Here is a 16,405-nt window from a genome sequence, read left to right on the forward strand (position 1 = left end):
TGAAATGAGCATTTTCAACGAAATTAAAGATGAACAGCTAGATATTTTAGGAGAGGTTGGGAATATCGGGGCAGGCCACGCAGCGTCTGCTCTTGCCAACCTATTGGATCGAAAAATCGATATGGCTGTTCCTTTTGTCAAGGTTCTCTCGTTTGAAGATTTAATGGATTTCTTTGGCGGTGCAGACCTTCCTGTTGCAAGCATTTTCCTGCGAATGGAAGGGGATTTAACCGGCTCAATCTTTTTCATTATGCCGTTTGAGCAAGCAGAGCAATTTGTAAGAGAGCTTGTCCAGGATCCGGCATTTGATATTGATACGATTCATGAACATGAGATGGGGACGTCAGCACTTCATGAACTTGGAAATATTTTAGCGGGCTCTTATTTATCAGCCCTTGCCGATTTAACCAAATTGCAGCTTTACCCAAGTGTTCCAGATGTCACGCTCGATATGTTCGGGGCTGTCATTAGTGAAGGGTTGATGCAATTCAGTCCTCTTGGGGATCAGGCGATTGTGATTGATACATCTATTTTTGATGATCAAAATAAGCAAGAGCTGAAAGGAAATATGTTTCTATTACCAGACTTTGAATCGTTCGAAAAACTATTCAAAGCATTAGGTAACCTATAATGAACGTGCAAATTCCGGCAGTTGTAAAGGTTGGTATTGCGGATGTTCAGCTTGTTAAATCACCGGACCGCATTCGGACATCCGGTCTTGGTTCCTGCGTAGGGCTTGTCTTGTTTGATCAAGACAAAAAGCTGGCAGGCCTTGTCCATGTTATGCTTCCAGATTCCTCTCTTTCAAAAGGGGCGGTGGAGAACTTGGCTAAATATGCAGATACAGGTGTCAAACATACAATTGATCTGCTCTTAAAAGCAGGCGCACGCAAACATGCGCTAAAGGCAAAACTTGCTGGCGGCGCGGAAATGTTTAAGTTTAAGTCAACCAATGATCTAATGAGAATTGGACCTAGAAACGTTTCAGCTGTAAAAGAACATCTGTCTCTTCATCATATCCCGATTATTAGTGAGGATACAGGCGGAAACAGTGGCCGTACGATTGAATTCGATCCGCTTACGGCAGAGCTTGAGATCCGTACTGTGAAGCAAGGCATTATGAAGATATAACTAAGGAAGTATAGGGGGATAAAGATGCAATCCTTAAATTACGAAGATCAGGCGCTATGGGCTAGATGGAAAGAGTGGAAAGACCCAGCTGCTGGAGATGATCTTATGCGCCGCTATATGCCGCTCGTCACATATCATGTTGGAAGAATTTCCATCGGTCTCCCGAAGTCAGTGCATAAAGAAGACTTGATCAGTCTAGGGATGCTCGGTTTATATGATGCCCTTGAAAAATTTGATCCCGGAAGAGATCTGAAGTTTGATACATATGCATCCTTCAGAATCCGTGGGGCCATTATCGACGGTCTTCGTAAAGAGGACTGGCTGCCCCGTACATCAAGAGAAAAAACAAAAAAAGTAGAAGCGGCTATTGAAAAGCTTGAACAGCGTTATTTGCGTAATGTGACGCCGACAGAGGTGGCTGAGGAACTCGGCATGAGTGAACAGGATGTCGTCACAACGATGAATGAAGGATTCTTTGCAAATCTGCTCTCAATCGATGAGAAGCTGCATGATCAAGAAGACGGAGAGAACGTCCAAGTCATGATTCGCGACGAGAAGTCTGTGACTCCAGAAGAGAAAATGCTGAAGGATGAATTAATTGAACAGCTTTCTGAAAAAATCACAGAGCTTTCAGAAAAAGAAAAGCTTGTGATCAGTCTTTTCTATAAAGAAGAACTGACATTAACGGAAATCGGTCAAGTGCTCAATTTATCTACCTCGCGCATTTCGCAAATTCATTCAAAGGCCTTGTTCAAGCTTAAGCATCTGCTTGATAAAGCCATTCAATCTTAAAGAGTTAGTGAGTGAAAAAATATGTTATGGCTGATTAGCTTCATGCTTCATGCTGCACTTATTTATTTTGTGATTATTTTATATACGAGAATGAATTCGCTGAAGGCAACAGAACAAAAGCAGCGAGAACTTCTAGAAGAAACGGAAAATACCCTGGCTGCATTTTTGATGGAGGTCAAAGAAGAGAATGACAAACTATCAAAAGCGGCAGCCGCTTCCCCTGATTTTTCTGCTGAAGAGCTGAAATCGGATCTTCAGACACCAAAGCAGCCACAACCACCAATTGAATCCCAGCAATCGGTCGAAAGTGAAGATCCCGTACCAGAGCACCTGTCGGCTCTCCTTAGCGAAGTTGAGGTGCAGGAAGAGAAGGTAAACGAACCCGTTCCACAACTTGAAACAGAGGCTTCTCTGCCTTCTAAAAGTGAAATAGAAGAAACATTCGAGGACCAAGTGAAGACCCTATATGATGAAGGGCGGTCACTAGAAGAAATAGCGAAAGAAATGAAAACTGGCAAGACAGAAATCGAGCTTTTATTAAAATTTAGCGGAAAGCTGTAAAGGATTCTTGATTGTCAGTCCATCATGTGTTATATTATTTCTTGGTGTTAAATACACACGCTTAATGATTCGTATAAAGGTGCTGCCGTGGCGCAGTTTTATGTGAACATGACTTAAGCGGAGGAAAAAAAACCATTATATTAGGAGGCAACAAAATGTCAGTTATTTCTATGAAACAATTGCTAGAAGCTGGTGTTCACTTCGGTCACCAAACTCGCCGTTGGAACCCAAAAATGAAGCGTTACATCTTTACAGAGCGTAACGGTATCTACATCATCGACCTTCAAAAAACGGTGAAAAAAGTAGAGGAAGCTTACAACTTCACGAAAAACCTTGCTGCTGACGGAGGAAAAATCCTTTTCGTTGGTACGAAAAAGCAAGCACAAGATTCAGTGAAAGAAGAAGCAATCCGTTCTGGTATGTTCTATGTGAACCAACGCTGGCTTGGTGGAACTTTAACAAACTTTGAAACAATCCAAAAACGTATTAAACGTTTAAAAGATATTGAAAAAATGCAAGAAAACGGTACATTCGAAGTTCTTCCTAAGAAAGAAGTCGTTCAACTGAAAAAAGAATTAGAGCGTCTTGAAAAATTCCTAGGCGGAATCAAAGACATGAAGAGTCTTCCGGATGCACTTTTCATTATCGACCCTCGTAAAGAGCGTATTGCAGTTGCAGAAGCTCGTAAATTGAATATCCCAATCATCGGTATCGTTGACACAAACTGTGATCCAGACGAAATTGATGTTGTGATCCCTGCAAACGATGATGCAATCCGTGCTGTAAAACTTCTAACTGCTAAAATGGCAGATGCGATTCTTGAGTCTAAACAAGGCGAAGAAGAAGCTGTTGTAGAAGAAACGACAGAAACTGAAACAACAACTGCGTAACCTATTCAAAAGGTGATAAGAGGGAAATGCCTTTTATCACCTTTTTTTCACCTAGTAATCCGTGTTTTAACATAGAAGGAGGAAATGTAAAATGGCAATTACTGCTCAATTAGTTAAAGAACTGCGTCAAAAAACTGGTGCAGGTATGATGGACTGTAAAAAAGCGTTAACAGAAACTGATGGTGACATCGAGAAAGCAATCGACCTTCTAAGAGAAAAAGGAATCGCAAAAGCTGCGAAAAAAGCAGACCGTATTGCGGCAGAAGGATTAACTCTTATCAAAACTGACGGCAACACAGGCGTGATCCTAGAAGTGAACTCTGAGACTGATTTCGTTGCGAAAAACGAAGGATTCCAAGCACTTCTTAACGAACTTGCTGATCATTTGCTTGCTGCTAAACCTGCAACACTTGAAGAAGCTCATGCTTCTAAAATGGAAAACGGTTCAACAGTTGAAGAGCATATCACATCTGCAATTGCGAAAATCGGAGAGAAAATCACTCTACGCCGTTTCTCTGTCATCACAAAAGAAGATAATGCTGCATTCGGTTCTTACCTGCACATGGGCGGACGTATCGGTGTGTTAGCTGTTCTTAACGGAACAACTGACGAAGAGCTTGCAAGAGACATCGCAATGCACGTTGCAGCTGTAAACCCTAAATACATTTCTCGTGACCAAGTGTCAGAAGAAGAAGCAAACCGTGAGCGTGAAGTATTAACACAGCAAGCGCTTCAAGAAGGAAAGCCTGAAAACATCGTAGCTAAAATGGTTGAAGGCCGTCTAAACAAATTCTTCGAAGAAATTTGCTTACTTGACCAAGCGTTCGTTAAAAACCCAGATGAAAAAGTGAAACAAGTTGTAGCTGCGAAAAACGCAACTGTTCAAACTTATGTTCGCTATGAAGTGGGCGAAGGTATCGAAAAACGTCAAGACAACTTTGCTGAAGAAGTTATGAGCCAAGTGAAAAAATAATGTTTGAAAAGCTCTCTGGGGCTTTTTTAGGGAGCACAAGCACTGTGTTCCCTATTTTTTAGAGGATATTGATTTACAAAAGGCAGTTTCTTACGCATAATAAGAGACGGTATAGTATACACTTGGAGGTTATCATGAGCAAACCGAAATATAATCGCATTGTACTGAAGCTAAGTGGCGAAGCACTAGCGGGTGATGCTGGAAATGGAATTAACCCAACTGTCATTCAGTCAATTGCAAAGCAAGTAAAAGAAATTGCAGAGCTTGATGTTGAAGTTGCAGTCGTTGTAGGCGGAGGAAACCTTTGGCGCGGGAAGACAGGCAGTGATCTAGGAATGGACCGTGCAACAGCAGACTACATGGGGATGCTGGCAACAGTGATGAACTCACTGGCGTTACAGGACAGCCTAGAAACGCTTGGCATTCAGTCTAGAGTGCAAACCTCTATTGAAATGAGACAGGTTGCAGAACCATACATAAGAAGAAAAGCGATCCGTCATCTTGAGAAGAAACGTGTCGTCATTTTTGCTGCTGGAACAGGGAATCCTTATTTCTCTACAGATACTACAGCAGCACTTCGAGCAGCAGAAATTGAAGCAGATGTCATTTTAATGGCGAAAAATAATGTAGATGGTGTCTACAGTGCTGATCCTCGTACAGATGCGGATGCAGTAAAATATGATAAGCTTTCATATCTTGATGTACTTAAAGAAGGGCTTGCTGTAATGGATTCTACTGCGTCCTCATTATGTATGGACAATGACATTCCATTAATCGTCTTCTCCATTATGGAAGAAGGAAATATTAAACGTGCCGTAAACGGCGAATCAATCGGAACGATCGTGAGGGGGAAATAACGTGTCAAAAGAAGTGTTGAACCAAACGAAAGAAAAAATGGAAAAAGCCGTACAAGCGTACGGGCGTGAGCTTGCAACTGTTCGTGCAGGCCGTGCGAATGCTTCACTGCTTGATAAAGTGACAGTGGATTATTACGGTGCACAAACACCGCTTAACCAAATTGCGTCGATCACAGTGCCAGAAGCACGTATGCTGATTATCACACCTTACGATAAAACAGCAATCGGTGATATCGAAAAAGCGATTCAAAAGTCTGATCTTGGCATCACGCCAACAAGTGACGGAAATGTGATCCGCATTGCGATTCCTGCGCTGACAGAAGAAAGACGTAAAGAGCTTGTGAAAGTCGTAAAAAAATACTCAGAAGAAGCAAAAGTAGCTGTTCGTAACGTGCGTCGTGATGCAAACGATGATTTGAAAAAGCTTGAGAAAAATGGGGAGATCACTGAAGATGAATTAAGATCATCAACAGAAGATGTCCAAAAATTGACAGATGAATATGTCGCTAAAATTGATGACGTGACGAAAGATAAAGAAAAAGAAATCATGGAAGTTTAAGAAAAAACTATGTACAATAGATAATAGTGAAAAGACCCTCTTCATGTTTACAGGGGGTTTTTTTGTTAATACTGTTGATGACTATATTATTTAGCGGGAACGCAACCTTTTTGGGTGATGGAGGAATCTCATGCTCAATATACTCAAAAATTGGAAGAATCAGCAAACAGCAGCTTCCAACTTAGAAAGCCTGACAAAAGAAGACATATTAAATGGAGAAATTCCTGAACATATCGCCATTATCATGGATGGGAACGGAAGATGGGCGAAAAAACGTGCTCTTCCACGGGTAGCAGGTCATCATGAAGGAATGAAAGTCGTCAAGCGCATGACAAAGCTTGCAAATGAGCTGAATGTCAAAGTGCTGACTTTGTATGCTTTCTCTACGGAAAATTGGAAACGTCCAAAACTAGAAGTAGACTTTTTAATGAAACTTCCTGAAGAATTTTTAAACATCTACCTGCCTGAACTCATCGAGGAGAATGTCCGTGTGCGTTTAACAGGTGATCCAGACGGCCTCCCGCAGCATACGAAAAAAGCGGTAGAGAACGCAGTAAAGAGTACGGCGAATAACGACGGGCTCGTTTTAAACTTTGCGCTCAACTATGGAGGGCGCACAGAAATCGTCTCCGCATGCAGACAAATTTCTGAAAAGGTCAAAGAAGGTAAGCTTCGAGCAGAAGACATCACGGAAGAGATGTTTTCAGCTTATTTAATGACAGAATCTCTTCAAGATCCGGATTTGCTCATTCGCACGAGTGGAGAAATTAGATTAAGCAACTTTATGCTTTGGCAAATTGCATACAGCGAGTTTGTCTTTACGGATGTGCTTTGGCCTGACTTTTCTGATGAGCACCTTATAGGCGCTATCGGAGAATACCAGCGCCGCGGCCGGAGGTTCGGTGGAATTTAGAGGGTGGTGCAGATGAAACAAAGAATTTTGACGGGTGTTTTGGCAGCTGCAGTCTTTTTGCTTGCAGTTATATATGGACAGATGCCATTTACCCTGCTGATTTATTTAATGGGAAGTGTCGCTCTCTTTGAGCTTTTAAGAATGAAAAAGATCTCGATTTTCAGCTTTCCTGGTATTGTCAGCTTAATATTGCTTTGGCTTTTAATGGGCGGAGACAACAGCTTCTTCCCAAACGTGGACGCATCAAAAATGCAGATTGCTTTATTTGCAGTCTTAATACTTTTAACTTATACAGTTTTGAGCAAAAACTCTTTCACTTTCGATGAGGTTGCTTTTGTTGTATTAGCCACATTATATATTGGCGTTAGTTTCTATTATTTTATCCAAATTAGAGGCTTATATGGCATGAGTGCGATCTTCTTCGCAGCAGTGATTATTTGGTCTACTGACTCAGGAGCCTATTTTATTGGAAAATCTATGGGGAAACGAAAGCTTTGGCCAGAAATCAGCCCAAACAAAACAGTAGAAGGATTTATCGGCGGAATCGTCACAGCGGTCGTGTTGTCACTTGTGTTTCAGGCGGTTACAGGATTTTTGCCATCATATCTGCTTGTGATGTTTATTACTCTTTTACTCAGTATCTTTGGACAGCTTGGCGACCTTGTGGAATCTGCTTTAAAGCGTCATTATCACGTGAAGGATTCAGGGACAATTCTCCCTGGCCATGGCGGGATTTTGGACAGGTTTGACAGCTTTTTATTCGTTCTGCCGTTTTTATACTTACTGCTCGCAACGTTTGCCAGCTAACCTCATAGAAACTTATTGAACGAGAGAAGGAGTGGCAATTTGAAATATATTTCGCTATTAGGCGCAACAGGATCAATTGGAGAACAAACGTTAGATGTGATCAGTCAGCACCCGGACAAGTTTAAGCTGAAAGCCATGACATTTGGCAGAAATATAGCAAAGGCGATTCCGATCATTGAGCGCTTTCAGCCTGAATTCGTCGGCTGTGTAGACGAAGAAACCTATCACATGCTAAAAAATCATTCATTTGCATACGATGTGAAGCTGGCTGCTGGTGATGAAGCCAACATCGAGGCAGCGACCTATGATGCAGTGGACGTAGTGGTCAATGCACTTGTAGGAAGTGTTGGACTTGTTCCAACATTAAAGGCCATTGAACAAAAAAAGACGATTGCTCTCGCAAATAAGGAAACACTTGTGACAGCTGGTCATATAGTAAAAGAGTACGCTAAAACATATGATGTACCTTTACTTCCTGTCGATAGTGAGCATTCCGCTATTTTTCAATGCCTGCAAGGTGAACAAGCTAAAAATATTGAACGTTTAATCGTGACAGCTTCAGGTGGTAGTTTCCGAGATAAAAAACGAACTGAACTTGAAGGTGTTACGGTTGAAGAAGCGCTGAACCACCCGAACTGGTCGATGGGAGCGAAAATCACCATTGATTCAGCGACGATGATGAATAAAGGGCTCGAGGTGATCGAGGCACATTGGTTGTTTGATATCCCTTATGAACAAATTGATGTGCTGCTACATAAAGAGAGCATTATCCATTCGATGGTGGAATTTCACGACAAAAGCGTCATGGCTCAGTTAGGGACACCTGACATGAGAGTGCCTATTCAATATGCACTCACATACCCTGACAGGGCGCCGTTACAAGAAGCGAAATCATTGAACCTTTGGGAGATTGGACAATTGAATTTCCAAAAAGCGGATTTTGACAGGTATCGCTGCTTACATTTTGCTTATGAATCAGGTAAAATAGGAGGGACAATGCCTGCTGTACTTAATGCAGCAAATGAAATGGCAGTCGATGCATTTCTGAAAGGCAAAGTAACGTTCCTGCAAATTGAAGAATTGATTGAAAAGGCACTAATCAGACATCATGTGATTTCAACGCCTAGTTTGCAAGATATCCATGAAGTGGACAAAGATACACGAGACTTTGTTCAATCAATCCTCACATAAGGTGGTATGTTCGTGAATACAGTGATTGCGTTTATTATTATTTTTGGAACGCTCGTTTTTTTCCACGAGCTTGGCCATTTAATTATGGCGCAGCGCGCGGGGATTTTATGCCGCGAGTTCGCAATTGGTTTTGGGCCGAAGATTTTCTCCTTTAAACGAAAAGAAACCGTTTATACCATTAGACTTCTCCCTATTGGCGGATTTGTTAAAATGGCTGGAGAGGACCCTGAAGTTATCGAAATTAAACCAGGTCATACAGTGGGGCTCTTATTCAATGAGCAAAATGAAGTAGAAAAGATCATTTTAAATGATAAAGAAAAATATCCTGATGCACTTGTCATCGAAGTTGAGCAGATTGATTTAGATCATGCTATGAGAATCTCGGGATATGAAGCTGGAAATGAAGATATTCTGACTGGCTACAATGTCAGTCAAACAAGCTTCTATATTGCAGATGGTGAAGAAATTCAAATTGCACCATACAATCGTCAATTTGGTTCAAAAACAGTTTGGCAGCGAATTAAAGCCATCGCAGCTGGACCGATTATGAACTTTATCCTGGCGTATGTGATTTTGGTTGCTTTAGGTTTTATTCAAGGGGTAACCGTTGATGATCCTGTACTCGGTAAGCTGACGAAAGACGGCCGGGCGGCTGAGGCTGGACTCATGCAGGGAGATCACATCGTGTCCATTAACGGCGAGAAAATGAATTCTTGGACAGACGTCGTTCAAACAGTTCAAAAGAACCCTGAGAAAAAAATGAATGTCGTCATTGACCGAGACGGCAAAGAAAGCACTGTGCAGGTTGTACCAGAAGCTGTAAAAGCAGATGGGAAAAGCATTGGCCGTTTCGGATCATATCCGCCAACGGAAAATGGATTTTTGAAAGTTATTTCATCTTCTGGAACAACTGTCATTTCAACGGCAGGTCTGATCTTAACGAACTTGCAAAAAATTGTCACAGGACAATTTTCACTAGACATGTTAGCAGGTCCTGTTGGAATTTATGACATGACAGGAGAAGTAGCCAAACAAGGTGTGTTAACATTAATGCAGTTTGCGGCGTTCCTCAGTATCAACCTAGGCATCGTGAATTTGTTACCGATTCCTGCATTAGACGGAGGGCGTTTACTATTCTTATTTGTTGAAGCCATTCGCGGTAAACCAATTAATCGTGAGAAGGAAGCACTTGTTGTCTTTATCGGTGTTGCTTTCCTCATGCTGTTAATGTTAGTGGTAACGTGGAATGACATTCAGCGGTTATTTTTATAAAAACCATTCTCTCTTGTTTCTCATTCCGGGAAACAAGAGTTTTTGTGAGAAGTCCTATTTCATAAATGAGGTGTAACGACATGAGACAATCCCTGACTTTCATTCCAACTCTTCGAGAGGTGCCGGCAGATGCTGAGGCAAAAAGTCATCAACTCTTAGTAAGAGCTGGGTTTATTAGACAAAATACAAGTGGAATCTATCATTATCTGCCGCTTGCGCATAAAGTCATTCAGCATATTCAATCGATCGTCCGCAAGGAAATGGAAAAGGCAGGCGCAGCTGAGCTGTTAATGCCAGTGCTGCAGCAGGCAGAAATGTGGCAAGAGTCAGGAAGATGGTATACATACGGTCCAGAACTGATGCGTATGAAGGATCGCCATGGCCGCGAATTTGCGCTTGGCCCAACCCACGAAGAAGTGATCACATCACTAGTACGCAGCGAAGTGAAATCGTATAAGAAGCTTCCTTTAACTTTATATCAAATTCAATCAAAATTCCGTGATGAACAGAGACCACGCTTTGGACTGCTGCGCGGACGTGAATTTATCATGAAGGATGCATACTCATTCCATTCTTCACCAGAAAGCCTTGATGAGACATACAACAAAATGTTTACGGCTTACTCTAATGTGTTCTCAAAAGTGGGTCTCAATTTTAGACCAGTCATTGCAGATTCTGGGGCAATGGGAGGAAAAGATACGCATGAGTTCATGGCGCTTTCAGAAGTCGGAGAGGATACCATCGCTTATTCTGATACTTCCTCATATGCTGCAAACATTGAAATGGCTGAGGCTGTATATCACGGAGAAGAAGCAAATCCTGCGGACTTCAAAGAACTTGAAAAAGTCCACACACCGCAAGTGAAAACCATTCAAGATGTGGCTGAATTTTTAGAAGTTGACCCTGCTGCTTGCATTAAATCTGTTTTGTTTAAAGCAGATGATGCGTATGTTCTCATTCTTACTAGAGGTGATCATGAAGTAAATGATGTGAAAGTGAAAAACTTGGTAGGAGCACAGCTTGTCGAGCTTGCTTCACGCGAAGAAGTGCTGGAAGTCATTGGAACTGAGCCTGGATTTGTTGGACCTGTTAAATTGGAAGCAGAAGTCGATATTTATGCGGACCTTGCTGTGAAAGGAATGACAAATGCAGTCGCTGGTGCAAACGAAGCGGATTATCATTATGTCAATGTCAATCCTGCACGTGACGTGTCAGTAAAAGAATTCACAGATCTTCGCTTGATTCAAGAAGGAGATGTTTCTCCAGATGGGGAAGGCACAATCCAGTTTGCAAAAGGGATTGAAGTAGGACAAGTCTTTAAACTGGGCACTCGTTATTCTGAGTCGATGGATGCAACGTACCTCGATGAGAATGGTCGTGCGCAGCCAATGATTATGGGCTGCTATGGCATCGGCATCTCTAGAACGCTGTCAGCGATTGTTGAACAGCATCACGATGAGAAAGGAATCATTTGGCCGGAAACAGTGGCACCATATGACCTTCACCTCCTTGCATTAAATATGAAAAACGATGCGCAGAAAGAACTGGCTGAAACGTTGTACGAGCGATTAGGAGATGAAGGTTTCGACGTACTTTTCGATGACCGCCAGGAGCGTGCAGGAGTAAAATTTGCAGACAGTGATTTAATTGGACTGCCAATTCGTATTAGCTGCGGAAAACGTTCAGAAGAAGGTATAGTAGAAGTGAAGTTTAGAAAATCAGGTGAATCACATGAAGTATCTGTTGATGATCTGATTTCATTTATACGCCAAGCATAAAACGAACAAAAAAATGAAGGTACCTCCTGTAGAAAAGAGGTACCTTTCTGATTGACAAAAGGAGGGTCCTGTCTTGGATGAACAATTACCGATCACACGGCGGCAATTTCATATATTACTCAATCAGATTCAAATGACAGATGATGACCTCAGTCGTTACTTTGAAGAAGGAGAAATCGTCAAATTGACGGTGCATAAGGCGACGAAAACTTGGCATTTCCTTTTTAAATTTAAGGCGCTTTTGCCTTACAAAGTATACGCCATGTTTCTCAGCAGGCTGACAAATGCATTTTCACATATTGCACAAATCACTTGTACGATTGAAGTGAGTGATCCGCACATATCTGAAGAACTCGTGCAATCGTACTGGTCACATTGTGTGGAAGAACTTCAAGGAATTTCTCCCCCAATCATCAGCTTGCTTCAGCAGCAAAAACCATCGCTGTCTGGACATAAAATCATCATTAAAACGAAAAGCGAAACAGAGGCACTCGCTATTAAGAAGAAGTACAGCCCGATGCTCCAGGCCGCATTTAAACAAGTGGGCTTTCCAGAGCTGCAATTCGATACAGAAATTTTTGTATCAGATCAAGAGATTCAGAAGTTCAGAGAACAAAAGCTTGCTGAAGATCAAGAAAGAGCCATGCAAGCCCTCACTGAGATGGAGAAGAAAGAAAGTGAGGAGCAGAATGAAGCTCCGTCAGGCCCTCTGATGATTGGCTATCAAATCAAAGACAATGAAGAAATTCGTACGCTTGACAGTATCATGGACGAGGAAAGAAGAATTACCGTTCAAGGCTACGTATTCGATGCAGAAACGCGTGAGCTGAAAAGCGGGAGAACGCTTTGTATCTTTAAGATCACAGATTATACAAACAGTATTCTGATCAAAATGTTTGCAAGAGAAAAAGAAGATGCTCAGCTGATGAAATCATTGAAAAAAGGCATGTGGGTGAAAGCAAGAGGAAGCATTCAAAATGATACGTTTGTCAGAGATCTTGTCATGATCGCTAATGATGTCAATGAAATGAAACCGCAGTTGAAAGAAGATACAGCACCTGAGGGTGAAAAACGTGTGGAGCTTCATTTACATTCCCCTATGAGCCAAATGGATGCTGTCACTGGCATTGGCAGACTTGTTGAACAAGCAAAGAAATGGGGACATGAAGCAATTGCTCTGACAGATCATGCCGTTGTACAATCCTTCCCAGATGCGTATGCAGCAAGTAAAAAGCATGGCATCAAAATGATGTACGGTGTGGAAATCAACTTAGTAGACGACGGGGTACCGATTGCATATAACCCAGAGCACCGCTTGTTAGAGGATGCGACGTATGTCGTATTCGACGTCGAGACAACTGGACTTTCAGCTGTTTATGACACGATCATTGAGCTTGCAGCAGTGAAAATAAAAGGCGGGGAAATTATTGACCGCTTTGAGGCATTTGCAAATCCCCATCACCCGTTATCAGCGACCACCATCGAATTAACAGGTATCACCGATGATATGGTGAGAGATGCACCAGATGTCGTCGACGTCGTACGGGATTTCAAAGAATGGATTGGACAAGATATCCTTGTTGCGCACAATGCGAGCTTTGATATGGGCTTTTTAAATGCAGCGTATAAACGCCTGTTAAAAACAGATAAAGCGTCAAACCCTGTCATTGATACACTTGAACTTGGCCGGTTCCTTTACCCAGAATTTAAAAATCACCGGCTGAACACCCTTTGTAAAAAGTTCGATATTGAACTGACGCAGCATCACCGGGCGATTTATGATGCAGAGGCGACAGGCTATCTCATGCTGAAGATGCTAAAAGATGCGGCTGAAAAAGAAATTGCCTATCACGATCAATTGAATGAAAACATGGGGCAGTCGAATGCTTTCCAGCGCTCACGTCCTTACCATGCGACTTTGATTGCTCAAAATGAGGCAGGTCTTAAGAATTTATTTAAGCTTGTTTCACTTTCTCATATTCATTATTTCTACCGGGTCCCGCGTATTCCGCGCTCTCAGCTTGAGAAATATCGAGAAGGTTTAATTGTTGGGTCTGCTTGTGATAAGGGTGAGGTATTTGAAGGAATGATGCAAAAGTCCCCTGATGAGATGGAAGACATTGCAGCATTTTATGACTATTTAGAAGTACATCCGCCAGAAGTGTATCAGCACCTGCTGCAGCTTGAGCTTGTTCGAGATGAACGTGCGTTAAAAGAAATCATCACAAACATTGTCAAGCTTGGCGAAAAGCTGAATAAACCAGTTGTGGCGACTGGAAATGTACATTACCTGCATCCAGAGGACAAAATTTATCGTAAAATCTTAATTTCATCACAGGGTGGAGCGAATCCGCTGAACCGCCATGAACTGCCAAAAGTTCATTTTAGAACGACAGATGAAATGCTCGAAGCCTTCTCCTTCCTAGGAGACGAAAAAGCGAAAGAGATCGTCGTAACAAATACGCAAAAAGTATCTGAGATGGTCGAAAGCATTAAACCTATTAAAGATGATCTTTACACACCAAAAATTGAAGGTGCAGATGAAGAAATACGGGAAATGAGCTATCAAATGGCGCGCAGCATCTACGGAGATGATTTGCCGAAAATCGTAGAAGACCGCATTGAGAAAGAATTAAAAAGTATTATCGGTCATGGCTTCGCCGTTATTTACTTAATCTCTCATAAGCTCGTAAAAAAATCACTTGATGATGGATATCTCGTTGGTTCAAGGGGATCTGTCGGCTCATCTCTTGTTGCGACATTAACAGAGATTACTGAAGTGAATCCACTTGCACCTCATTATGTATGCCCAAGCTGTAAGCACTCTGAGTTCTTTAATGACGGATCTGTTGGTTCAGGCTTTGACCTTCCTGATAAGGACTGTCCAGAATGTGGAGCGCCGTATAAAAAAGATGGCCATGATATTCCGTTTGAAACGTTCTTAGGTTTTAAAGGAGACAAAGTCCCTGATATTGACTTGAACTTCTCAGGCGAATATCAGCCGATCGCACATAACTATACGAAAGAGTTGTTCGGTGAAGATTATGTATACCGAGCAGGTACGATTGGTACCGTTGCAGAAAAAACAGCATATGGTTACGTAAAAGGCTATGCAGGGGATCATAACCTTCATATGAGAGGCGCTGAAATCGACCGGCTTGTACAAGGCTGTACAGGAGTAAAACGGACAACAGGCCAGCATCCAGGCGGGATTATCGTAGTGCCTGATTATATGGACATTTACGATTTCTCACCTATTCAATACCCAGCAGATGCGACAGGTTCCGATTGGAAGACGACACATTTTGATTTCCATTCGATCCATGATAACTTGTTGAAGCTGGATATTCTTGGGCACGATGATCCAACGGTCATTCGTATGCTTCAAGATTTAAGCGGAATTGATCCAAAAACGATTCCAACAGATGACCCTGAAGTCATGAAGATTTTCCAAGGGACAGAGCCACTAGGTGTCACAGAAGAGCAAATTGGCTGTAAAACAGGCACACTCGGTATCCCGGAATTTGGGACAAGATTTGTTCGGCAAATGCTAGAGGATACAAAACCAACGACTTTCTCAGAGCTTGTTCAGATTTCTGGACTATCACACGGTACGGATGTTTGGCTCGGAAATGCGCAAGAGCTCATTCACAATAAAACGTGTGAACTAAGTGAAGTAATTGGGTGCCGTGATGATATTATGGTCTATCTCATCTATCAAGGCTTAGAGCCGTCACTTGCCTTTAAAATCATGGAATCTGTTCGTAAAGGAAAAGGACTTCCTCCTGAATGGGAAGAAGAAATGAAGAATAATAATGTACCAAACTGGTATATTGATTCTTGTAAAAAAATCAAATACATGTTCCCTAAAGCCCACGCGGCTGCTTATGTGTTAATGGCTGTTCGTATTGCTTATTTCAAGGTGCATCATGCACTCCTGTACTATGCGGCTTACTTTACCGTTCGTGCGGATGACTTTGATATTGAAACGATGACAAAAGGATCGAATGCGATTCGAGCTGTTATGGACGATATTAATTCAAAAGGTTTAGATGCATCACCGAAAGAAAAGAACCTATTAACTGTACTAGAGCTTGCCCTTGAAATGTGTGAAAGAGGCTATCACTTCAAAAAAGTTGACCTTTACCGCTCAAGTGCAACAGAGTTTATCATTGATGGAGACGGATTAATACCGCCATTCAACTCCATCCCTGGCCTCGGTACAAACGTTGCGTTAAATATTGTCCGCGCGCGGCAAGATGGGGAATTCCTCTCAAAAGAAGATTTACAAAAACGCGGAAAAGTGTCGAAGACCATCCTTGAATATTTAGATCGTCAAGGCTGTTTAGAAGCACTTCCTGATCAAAACCAGCTTTCTTTATTTTAATGTGATAAATAAGAACGCCCTAAAAGGGCGTTCTTTTCTCTATATACAATAATTATATTATGTTAACTAATAAAGATTTCTTATCAATTGGAATTATTTTCTTATTCCTTCATATATCTTGATTTAGCGTGATGTTTTAAGAGAAGAGATTGTATGTCATTCTTTCTACCCAAATAGAGCTCAAAAGAGAATTTCGCCGTCTGAAATGTTCTTAAGCGACATATGATCATTCTGGGTACAGTCAGAAGGAGAATCAAGAGAAAACCTTCGATGAGCGTAAAGCTGATTGCTGTT

General features: G+C 41.8%; 14 protein-coding genes. All 14 read left to right on the forward strand.

Translation table 11 applies throughout. The features are described from left to right. Positions 1–4 precede the first annotated feature (4 nt). The 14 genes from NSU11_RS08085 to NSU11_RS08150 all read left to right on the forward strand — a co-directional run bounded on the left by NSU11_RS08085 (position 5) and on the right by NSU11_RS08150 (position 16,111). Positions 5–631 carry a chemotaxis protein CheC gene (locus tag NSU11_RS08085; RefSeq protein ID WP_024424156.1) on the forward strand — a complete coding sequence of 209 codons (627 nt, stop codon included), beginning with the start codon at positions 5–7 and terminating at the stop codon, positions 629–631. Then, entirely contained in the window at positions 631–1,131 is a 501-nt protein-coding gene (locus tag NSU11_RS08090) for a chemotaxis protein CheD (RefSeq protein ID WP_024424155.1), read from the forward strand. Before NSU11_RS08085 ends, NSU11_RS08090 begins: the two co-directional genes overlap by 1 nt. A gap of 24 nt (positions 1,132–1,155) precedes the next feature. Then, a complete protein-coding gene (locus tag NSU11_RS08095; protein WP_024424154.1) occupies positions 1,156–1,923 on the forward strand; it encodes a FliA/WhiG family RNA polymerase sigma factor in 768 nt (255 codons plus the stop codon). Positions 1,924–1,944: 21 nt separating this feature from the next. After that, positions 1,945–2,484 carry a Swarming motility protein SwrB gene (locus NSU11_RS08100; RefSeq protein WP_073205190.1) on the forward strand — a complete coding sequence of 180 codons (540 nt, stop codon included), beginning with the start codon at positions 1,945–1,947 and terminating at the stop codon, positions 2,482–2,484. 155 nt (positions 2,485–2,639) lie between these two features. Further along, positions 2,640–3,374 (forward strand): 30S ribosomal protein S2, encoded by a 735-nt coding sequence (gene rpsB, locus NSU11_RS08105; RefSeq protein ID WP_024426991.1) that lies wholly within the window; start codon positions 2,640–2,642, stop codon positions 3,372–3,374. Between the two features lie 91 nt (positions 3,375–3,465). Continuing rightward, on the forward strand, positions 3,466–4,347 hold the full coding sequence (gene tsf, locus NSU11_RS08110) for a translation elongation factor Ts (protein ID WP_024424151.1): 882 nt from the start codon (positions 3,466–3,468) through the stop codon (positions 4,345–4,347). A 134-nt stretch (positions 4,348–4,481) separates the two neighbouring features. After that, complete coding sequence (gene pyrH / locus NSU11_RS08115; protein WP_008344767.1) at positions 4,482–5,204, forward strand: UMP kinase; 723 nt, start codon at positions 4,482–4,484, stop codon at positions 5,202–5,204. A gap of 1 nt (position 5,205) precedes the next feature. Then, entirely contained in the window at positions 5,206–5,763 is a 558-nt protein-coding gene (frr, locus tag NSU11_RS08120; RefSeq protein WP_024424150.1) for a ribosome recycling factor, read from the forward strand. 130 nt (positions 5,764–5,893) lie between these two features. Continuing rightward, the gene (locus NSU11_RS08125) at positions 5,894–6,676 is read left to right on the forward strand and encodes an isoprenyl transferase (protein WP_024424149.1); all 783 of its coding nucleotides are present in this window, start codon (positions 5,894–5,896) and stop codon (positions 6,674–6,676) included. A gap of 12 nt (positions 6,677–6,688) precedes the next feature. Next, entirely contained in the window at positions 6,689–7,483 is a 795-nt protein-coding gene (locus NSU11_RS08130; protein WP_024424148.1) for a phosphatidate cytidylyltransferase, read from the forward strand. A gap of 39 nt (positions 7,484–7,522) precedes the next feature. Further along, positions 7,523–8,674 carry a 1-deoxy-D-xylulose-5-phosphate reductoisomerase gene (gene dxr / locus NSU11_RS08135; protein ID WP_024424147.1) on the forward strand — a complete coding sequence of 384 codons (1,152 nt, stop codon included), beginning with the start codon at positions 7,523–7,525 and terminating at the stop codon, positions 8,672–8,674. A 6-nt stretch (positions 8,675–8,680) separates the two neighbouring features. Beyond that, on the forward strand, positions 8,681–9,946 hold the full coding sequence (gene rseP / locus NSU11_RS08140) for an RIP metalloprotease RseP (RefSeq protein WP_087975441.1): 1,266 nt from the start codon (positions 8,681–8,683) through the stop codon (positions 9,944–9,946). Positions 9,947–10,026: 80 nt separating this feature from the next. Then, complete coding sequence (locus tag NSU11_RS08145) at positions 10,027–11,724, forward strand: proline--tRNA ligase (RefSeq protein ID WP_024424145.1); 1,698 nt, start codon at positions 10,027–10,029, stop codon at positions 11,722–11,724. Between the two features lie 133 nt (positions 11,725–11,857). Continuing rightward, positions 11,858–16,111, forward strand: coding sequence for a PolC-type DNA polymerase III (locus tag NSU11_RS08150; protein WP_342493904.1), 4,254 nt, complete (start codon positions 11,858–11,860; stop codon positions 16,109–16,111). Positions 16,112–16,405 lie beyond the last annotated feature (294 nt).

The sequence above is a fragment of the Bacillus sp. FSL R5-0712 genome (genome assembly GCF_038593285.1).
In the GTDB taxonomy this organism is placed as follows: Bacteria; Bacillota; Bacilli; order Bacillales; family Bacillaceae; genus Bacillus; species Bacillus safensis.

Coding starts and splice junctions, on each gene's coding strand:
- NSU11_RS08085 (WP_024424156.1), top strand. CDS start 5: ATGAGCATTTTCAACGAAATTAAAGATGAACAGCTAGATATTTTAGGA.
- NSU11_RS08090 (WP_024424155.1), top strand. CDS start 631: ATGAACGTGCAAATTCCGGCAGTTGTAAAGGTTGGTATTGCGGATGTT.
- NSU11_RS08095 (WP_024424154.1), top strand. CDS start 1,156: ATGCAATCCTTAAATTACGAAGATCAGGCGCTATGGGCTAGATGGAAA.
- NSU11_RS08100 (WP_073205190.1), top strand. CDS start 1,945: ATGTTATGGCTGATTAGCTTCATGCTTCATGCTGCACTTATTTATTTT.
- rpsB (WP_024426991.1), top strand. CDS start 2,640: ATGTCAGTTATTTCTATGAAACAATTGCTAGAAGCTGGTGTTCACTTC.
- tsf (WP_024424151.1), top strand. CDS start 3,466: ATGGCAATTACTGCTCAATTAGTTAAAGAACTGCGTCAAAAAACTGGT.
- pyrH (WP_008344767.1), top strand. CDS start 4,482: ATGAGCAAACCGAAATATAATCGCATTGTACTGAAGCTAAGTGGCGAA.
- NSU11_RS08125 (WP_024424149.1), top strand. CDS start 5,894: ATGCTCAATATACTCAAAAATTGGAAGAATCAGCAAACAGCAGCTTCC.
- NSU11_RS08130 (WP_024424148.1), top strand. CDS start 6,689: ATGAAACAAAGAATTTTGACGGGTGTTTTGGCAGCTGCAGTCTTTTTG.
- rseP (WP_087975441.1), top strand. CDS start 8,681: ATGTTCGTGAATACAGTGATTGCGTTTATTATTATTTTTGGAACGCTC.
- NSU11_RS08145 (WP_024424145.1), top strand. CDS start 10,027: ATGAGACAATCCCTGACTTTCATTCCAACTCTTCGAGAGGTGCCGGCA.
- NSU11_RS08150 (WP_342493904.1), top strand. CDS start 11,858: ATGACAGATGATGACCTCAGTCGTTACTTTGAAGAAGGAGAAATCGTC.